Origin of the sequence: Moorena sp. SIO1F2 (genome assembly GCF_010672755.1) — a bacterium.
Taxonomy (GTDB): Bacteria; Cyanobacteriota; Cyanobacteriia; order Cyanobacteriales; family Coleofasciculaceae; genus Moorena.
This window is the reverse complement of the sequence record NZ_JAAHFV010000308.1, coordinates 1-7710: the sequence shown is the minus strand read 5'-3', so window position 1 is coordinate 7710 and position 7710 is coordinate 1. Positions and strand designations below refer to the sequence as shown.

Annotated in this window: 8 protein-coding genes; 3 read left to right on the top strand and 5 right to left on the bottom strand. The window is 43.7% G+C overall.

Annotated elements, in window-relative coordinates:
* Positions 1-64 precede the first annotated feature (64 nt).
* Entirely contained in the window at positions 65-559 is a 495-nt protein-coding gene (gene tsaE / locus F6J94_RS26325; protein WP_293045609.1) for a tRNA (adenosine(37)-N6)-threonylcarbamoyltransferase complex ATPase subunit type 1 TsaE, read from the top strand.
* A gap of 83 nt (positions 560-642) precedes the next feature.
* Here the strand turns inward: tsaE and F6J94_RS26320 are convergent, their stop codons facing one another.
* Positions 643-1998 (bottom strand): dihydroorotase, encoded by a 1356-nt coding sequence (locus tag F6J94_RS26320; RefSeq protein ID WP_293045607.1) that lies wholly within the window; start codon positions 1996-1998, stop codon positions 643-645.
* A gap of 322 nt (positions 1999-2320) precedes the next feature.
* On the opposite strand from F6J94_RS26320, the gene lepB reads away from it, so the two are divergent.
* On the top strand, positions 2321-2929 hold the full coding sequence (gene lepB / locus F6J94_RS26315) for a signal peptidase I (RefSeq protein WP_293045605.1): 609 nt from the start codon (positions 2321-2323) through the stop codon (positions 2927-2929).
* 27 nt (positions 2930-2956) lie between these two features.
* On the opposite strand, the gene F6J94_RS26310 is transcribed toward lepB, so the two are convergent.
* From F6J94_RS26310 to F6J94_RS26300, 3 genes are all read right to left on the bottom strand, one after another.
* Positions 2957-4252, bottom strand: coding sequence for a dihydroorotase (locus tag F6J94_RS26310; protein ID WP_293045604.1), 1296 nt, complete (start codon positions 4250-4252; stop codon positions 2957-2959).
* Positions 4253-4570: 318 nt separating this feature from the next.
* Positions 4571-5014: a hypothetical protein gene (locus tag F6J94_RS26305; RefSeq protein ID WP_293045603.1), complete on the bottom strand. Its 444-nt coding sequence runs from the start codon at positions 5012-5014 to the stop codon at positions 4571-4573.
* A gap of 219 nt (positions 5015-5233) precedes the next feature.
* Entirely contained in the window at positions 5234-6160 is a 927-nt protein-coding gene (locus F6J94_RS26300) for a DMT family transporter (RefSeq protein ID WP_367142274.1), read from the bottom strand.
* Between the two features lie 130 nt (positions 6161-6290).
* Here F6J94_RS26300 and F6J94_RS26295 point away from each other — a divergent pair, with 130 nt between their 5' ends.
* Positions 6291-6668, top strand: coding sequence for a DUF1823 family protein (locus F6J94_RS26295; RefSeq protein ID WP_075895885.1), 378 nt, complete (start codon positions 6291-6293; stop codon positions 6666-6668).
* Positions 6669-6814: 146 nt separating this feature from the next.
* On the opposite strand, the gene F6J94_RS26290 is transcribed toward F6J94_RS26295, so the two are convergent.
* Positions 6815-7710: hypothetical protein (locus tag F6J94_RS26290; RefSeq protein WP_293045599.1), on the bottom strand; the 896-nt coding region annotated here is incomplete at its 5' end.

Genomic DNA, 7710 nt, shown 5'->3' with positions numbered 1-7710 from the left:
AAATAAAAGCTGAGATGTTAACTCAGAATAACCATAATTCGAGGTACTCTATTGCTAATAACTAATGACCAAAATTTTTATAGCTGATGTAATAGCAACGCGATCGCTAGGTGTGGAATTGGGTAAATCTCTGCCAGCTAGTAGCATCATTTTGCTGGAGGGAGACTTAGGGGCTGGCAAAACAACCCTAGTTCAGGGTATTGGTGAGGGACTAGGCATTACTGATGCCATTGTTAGTCCCACCTTTACTCTGATCAATGAGTACACAGAGGGACGTATCCCCCTGTATCACCTCGATTTGTACCGCTTATCCACCTCAGAAGTAGAGTCATTAAACCCAGAACACTACTGGGAGGGAATTGAGGTTGCTCCGGGAATTGTGGCCATCGAGTGGGCTGAACGTCTACAGTATTTGCCACCCAGTTATCTACATCTGACACTAACCTATTGCCAGGACGGTGGACGTCAGGCTCAATTAACCTGTAACGGTAAGTTTGATTTAACTTGGCTGTTGGATAGGTTATCTGCGTGTTCGCCCTTGGCTTCCAGTGTAGAGTAGGGTGAAAGTTAGTGGGATTGAGGTTGACCCAAATTTTTGGTCAACTTTAATTTTTTCCCACTTCCGATTAAATCCGATAGTGTTTAACTGGTAAAGGTTAAAGCTTCACCTCGTACGTCTGTGTTCAATTTTCCTCTGTCGTAGACTACTTGACCACCAACAATAGTCATCACTGGCCATCCGGTTAAGTTCCAACCTTCAAAGGGACTCCAGCCGCATTTGGTTAAAAGTTCTTCCCGTAACACTGGGTGGTAATTTTCCAAATCTACCAGTACCAAATCCGCATCATAGCCAGGAGCGATCGCACCTTTGTTGGGAATTCCATAAGCCTTAGCAACTGCTGTAGACATCCAGTCAGATACTTGAGCCACACTACACCGTCCCTCTATGGCTTGAGTCAGCATCAGTGGCAGAGATGTTTCTACTCCAGGCATTCCCGAAGGAGTGTGGGGGTACCCTTTGGCTTTTTCCTCCAAGGTGTGAGGAGCATGGTCTGTGGCGATAAAATCAATGACCCCATCGAGTAGAGCTTGCCAAAGAACTTCGTTGTCGTGGCAGGAGCGCAAAGGCGGATTCATCTGTGCCAGGGTACCAATCTCTGCATAAGCATCGGTATTTAGTAAGAGGTGCTGGGGAGTCACTTCCGCCGTCACCCAGCTAGGTTTGTCTTCCCTAAGCAATTCAGCTTCTTCTGCTGTGGATAGGTGCAAGATATGCAAGCGCCGCTGATATTTTTTAGACAACTTCAGAGCTAACTTGGTGGCATTAAGGGCAGCTTGATTGTCCTGAATCTTAGAGTGAACAGCAGGGTCAGTAATTCCAGCAAATTCCTTACGCCGCTGATTAATTCTAGCTTGGTCTTCAGCGTGTACTGCAATTAAGCGATTGTACTTCCGAGAACCTTCGCTAAAACCTTCAGCAAAAATTGGTTCTATCACTGCTTCATGATCTACCAATAGTGCACCATGAGCTGAACCCATGAATATCTTAATCCCACAAGTCGGCTGGGCATTGTGCAAATCTGGCTGATTTGCTGGTGTTGCGCCGATAAAAAAGCCATAATTAACTAAGCACTTATCTGCCGCTCGCTTGAGCTTGTCATCCAGTGGGGCTTGGGTCGTCGTCGGAGGACGAGTATTCGGCATCTCTAAAAAGGACGTCACTCCACCCTTGGCACAGGCACAACTGGCAGTAAATAAGTCTTCTTTATGTTCTAGACCTGGTTCCCGAAAATGGACTTGGGGATCAATTACCCCTGGCAACAAAGTTAAGCCAGTAGCGTCTATTTCTTTATATGCCGTAACGTCCGTTGGCACTGGGATGTCTGGGGCAACCTGAACAATCCTTCGACCGCAGGTGTGGATATCCCCCAGTAAAAATTCACCAGAGGGCAATAGAATACGAGCATGGCGGATAAACAAGCAAAAGTCAGACAACATAGGAGGATGTTATAATTTGACAGTTTCCCTGCTCGGTGTCTAGGTAGATACAGTAGATACAAACCTGATATATAGCTAAATACAGACAACCGCAGCTAACCTACCACCATGGCACAAACAAACAGGGTTGTCCTGCCAAATTGACTTTATTCACAAAACTTTACATAATCTTGATTTAGGCTCCCCTACTAACTTTAAATTTTTAAGATCTAGCTAGAAAACCCCAGAGGTTTAAATTTGCTGTTAAATTTGCTGATAATTTCCCAATCAGCTATTTGTTGAAATTTCCTCAAACTTGTCTATCGGTAGTAGTTGAATGGATATGAGTCGTGTACCAGATAAAAGACCAGAAAAAAAACCTACACAGCCTTCTAAAGAAAATGCTTGGGTAGAAGGAATAAGAACAATTAGCTTGAGTGCTGTTCTTGCCTTTGGGATTCGCACGTTTGTGGCTGAAGCGCGATACATCCCATCGGGCTCGATGCTACCGACATTACAGGTTTACGACCGCCTGATTATTGATAAGATAAGTTATCGCTTTTTCCAAGATCCAGAACGAGGAGAAATTGTGGTATTTGCTCCCACTGACAAATTGAAAGAGCAAAATTTCAAAGAGGCTTTTATCAAGCGCATAATTGGGTTACCCGGTGACAAGGTTGAGGTGAAAAATGGGCGAGTTTATATCAATGATCAAGAAATAGAGGAAAAGTATATCGTAGAAGCACCACAGTACGATTTTGGACCAGAAACAGTACCACCAGACGAATACCTAGTGCTGGGAGATAACCGTAACAATAGTTACGACTCTCACCACTGGGGCTTTGTCCCTCGTGACAAAATTATCGGTCGTGCGGTAGTGCGGTTTTGGCCGTTAAATCGAATGGGGAAATTGAAACCAAATCCGAGTTATCCTGAACGGTTGAATCAGTAAACTGAATTATAAAGTATCAGTACTTCACTATTGATATTTTCGACTTGCTGGACACCAAGTTTGCACGACACGACCAATTAATTCTTTCCCTAGCCAGGGGGTATTACTAGAAAGGGATTTGAGGTTTTTTTGGTGAACAGTCCAAGGGGATTGAGGATTGAATAACACTAATTCAGCGGATTGACCAGGAGCAGTGCTAGGGGGGTCTTGCTGTAGACAAATAGCAGGATTTGTGCTAAGACTTTTCCAAAGTTCTAAGGCTGACCAATCCCCTGTCTCGACTAGAGTATGCCAGAGTAGGGGTAGGGCTAGCTCTAAACCAATCACTCCTGGTGGTGCTTCAGCAAAGGCAACAGTTTTTTCTTCATAAGTGTAGGGAGCGTGGTCAATTGCGATCGCATCAATAATCGCCTCCCGAACACCTCGGATCAGTGCGGCTTGGTCAACTGGGTTTCCCAACGGGGGTTCCAAGCGCAAATTGGAGTTGTAACTGCATAAGTCTTCAGTATTGAGCAATAGATGCATCCAAGTGGTACTGGCTGTTACTGGCAACCCCGCTGCTTTGGCTGATTCAATCAATTGGACAGCGCGACTGGTGGAGATACGCATGAGATGGACTGGCGTGCCAGTGGTTGCTACAACTTCTAATAAGGCAGCGATAGCGGATGATTCTGCGATCGCAGGATTCCCTGGCAAACCCAAACCAATTGATTGGATACCTTCTCGCATCACTCCCCCATTTGCCAACTTAGGGTCACAAGCCCAAAGTGCCACTGGTTTACCCAAGGGTTGTAGGTATTCCAACAACCGTCGAACTAGCCCTAAATTACATAAAGGACGTTCATCGGTAAAGCCCACTACTCCCCCTAGAGCTAGTTCCGCTAATTCAGTCATTTGCTGTCCTTCTAACCCGATGGTAAAGGCACCCCAGTAATAGAGTTGAGGTGAAGAAGGTGGGAGGGTCAGATGGGGAGAGTTTTGGAGTTCTTGCCGTTGTGCCAAAACAGCAGCATTGTCTAGGCGGGGGTTAGTGTCAGGCAAAATGGCTAAGCGAGTAAAGCCTCCATTTGCCGCTGCTGCCAGTAGTGAAGACCAGGTTTCCCGTTGCTCATGTCCTGGTGCACCAGAATGGCTGTAGAGGTCTACTAGTCCTGGTCCTAAAATGTGTCCCTGACAATCTTGCACCACTGTATCGCTAGAGATTTCCTTGATGTGAGTTTCCACTGCCGTGATTACACCATCAGTAATCAGCACATCAGCGACTTGGTCAATTCCAGAAACTGGGTCTAAAACCCGGACTTGTTGAAGTAGTTTACTATTCATTGGGGAAAGGGAAAAGGAAAAATAATTGGCTTTTAACTCAATCCCCCTTTCTAGCTACTCATATCTAAATTACTTGTTATGACTACTTATTTTTTACATTACTACGTACAATTTTAAAATACCACTTTGCCAGATTATGTCAGACCTCAGAAGAGGTGACGAAATAGCCGGAAACCCTTTACGCTTAAAGGGTACTGAATCATTGCAGGCTTTCTGGGAGCATCCCAATTTGGAATAAATATACCACATTAAGCTGTATGAACGCGATGTTAATGCCCATATCAAAAGATATATTTTCCAAATATGCTCCCGACTTTATTAATTTTTATTGGCAGCAAATACGTTAACCAATTTGACCACTTGTGCGGGTCTATGATAAAATGTCCAATGCTGCGGAGACTCTGTTATAGCGTCAGTGTTGGATATTTTCAGCCTTTTTGTGATGTCTTCACTATTCGAAAACGTGGCTAAGTAAGTGGTTTTTTCGCTAGCCCTGTAATTCACATAATCATCATCATTTTCTATTTTGCCGTTTCTATCTCCTGGAGCATCATTTTTCAAAAGAAGAAATGAGATATGGTTAGGGGGAGCAATAAGTTCCACATATTGCGTCGGCAACAGATCACGGTCACAAAATGAATGTAGAGTTAAGTCACATATTTCTATCTCAGTTTCACTACTCGCCAGGGCATTCATATTGAACGTTAGCACTAGCATACAGGTTACTAACGTTACAAAACAAGCTTTGATCATTTTTTTCATTTCTTTTTCGCTTCTCCTACTTCTGGCATAATGTAGTCAATTAAATACTTTTTTAGTACTACTAGGTTTTCTAGCTTAAAGTTGAGGTTTAAAACCTGATAGTTGAGGTCAAAAACATCTTTATTGAAGGCTAAACTCCATCACTGTTAAACTTTTATCAGTATAAACGACTTGTTCGAGTTTAAGAGCACTTGCTGCAAATAAGTCCTCAGCTGACTTTCAACCTCTTTTCAAATTAGATCCATAAACCGCTACTGCCACCCCAACTAACAATACCACGGCACCTACGAGCACCGATACCCCTGGCACTTCCTGAAAAATCAGATAGCCCAAAAAACAAGCACCAACGGGTTCAAACAAAATAGCTAGGGTCACCAGGGTAGGATTAATCCAGCGTAGCAACCAGTTAAAACTGGTATGTCCCACCATTTGGGGGAAAACTGCGATTAACAAGATGTAGACGTAAACCGCTACCGGATAATTGAGATAACTGACACCCCAGAGTAACGATAACAGTAACAACACCAACGCCCCCACACTGTAGGCGAAAGCACTATAGCTACCCAGACTCAAACCACGCTGCTGTGCTTCACGTCCCCAAAGTACATACAAACTTGCTATCACCGCTCCCATCAATGCTAGAGAATTCCCCAACAGAGCATTACTCCCACCACTGAGAGAAACCCCATCCCCCAAACTAATTAAGACACCACCTACAAAGGCCACAGCAATCCCCAAAACCGTCAGCCTAGTTAGTTTTTCTTTTAACCACAGCCAAGAAACTAAAGCAACCCAAATCGGAGTTGTGGTAAGTAACGTAGTAGATGCGGCAATGGAAGTAAAAGACAAGGAAGTAATCCAAGTCACAAAGTGTAGCGCTAAACAAACACCAGCCCCACTGGCATAGAGTAATGCACCTGGACTTAGCTGAGCTTGCCTGAGCTTTGGCCAAGCTGGTAACAGTAGCATAGACGCAATAGTAAGACGAGATCCAGCTACGAACAGGCTAAACCCTACCCCACTCACCCCAGCGGATGCGATCGCTAATCGCGCAAAAATAGCTGATGTGGAAATCGCCAACACACCAGCCAAGAAAACCAATCCCACCTGCCAGCGCAGCGGCTGCTTTATAATTTTCATAGCCATACAGCTTCAATCCCTAACCATTACCATTATTCCGCCAGAGGTACCAGCACAGAAGTGAATAACTCTAGATAGTCTAACTTTATCTAGAATCTACTTAATCCTTGATAAGTCCTAATTTATAATTTCAACTATGTTTGAACTACCGCCACTCAATACTAATACAATTTGGGCAATTTTAAACGAAAAAATTGATGACGATACCGTTAATAAACTACTCTGGTACTATCTAGGTTATCGTTATAACTCAACTACGCAACAGTGGGATATAACTGAGGTTAATCCTGAATGGCAAGAAGACTATCCCGAGCCACCCAATTTCATAGAAAGCCGCCCTGCTACCGTAAAACTAACCCGTTCAATCCCCAAAGAAAATAAACAGTTATTGAAAGAAAAATTAGGTTTCAAAGGTTATAAAATCGGGGAATTTGGTCCTCGACAAACTCGCAGAGCTACAGCCGCAAACTGGTTACTGAATTATATGGAACAAAACGGCATTGCCTCAGTATAGCGTTTTTCATACCTATGAGGTACACAGGATTTTTTCCCGATTCCCGATTCCCGATTCCCGATTCCCTGCTCCCTGCTCCGAAGTCCCTGCTCCCTAAAATCCAGAAATTGTTTACCTCATAGCTATGATAATTGCTATAAAACACTTCATCCTTCAAGCGTACTAGATAAGTCAGTAGGAACAACTACACACTCCAACTCCGCCTTGTGACTCTCCTGGTGATTTTCCAAATTAATTGCGATCGCTTCAATTCTAATTTGAGTCGTGCCTTGGGGTATAACTAATTGAGTCATTGCCTCCAGCTCTCCAGCCGCATTAGGGAGTAAATCTATAATAGAACGGGTTTCCTGCAGCAGAGAGCGAGTTTGCACGTCTTTAACCCACAATTTAATACATAAACGAGATTGACTAGGAGGAAGTTTTATAGTAACCATTACCTTTTCTCCAGCAAGCAACTCCCTAGTAGTCGGTATTGATAAAGTCGGTGCTGCTAAGGTCTCATCCAACTCTAGGGATGAAAGATTATCCAGTTTAGCCTTCAACTCATCTTGGTTAGTTGCTGTAGCTTTTGTCGGTTGTGGGGCTATTTCTCGATCGTCTACTACAATTTCCTGAGTCGTCCAATCGTGACTAGTAATACCAACTCTAGGGGGTGTCTTTGGCATTGCTAATTCTGAACTAACTAGCGACAAATCCTCAGATTCTGTGATTGACTCCAAGACCTTTTCTGGAAATACCCTAACCTCTTCTTGGTTGCTAGCCGTTTCATTCCTCTGTTCATCTGCCACTGCTGAGTGATCTTCCCCAGCAGGATTACTCTCTGGGGATAATTCTAACCTCAGCAATTCCATCAATTCATTATCTTCAGCTAAAGCACTCAACCGTGACCAAAAACGCTCTTCCATGTTTAAGGCTCGGAAAGCTTCTTCTAAAGCGATTGACTCAGGATATTGTACAGAATCTGGAGTATCCCACCGAGTAGTATTCAATAATTGGTTTACCTTAGAATTCTTGAACTGGGTATCAACCAATTCTGAATCCT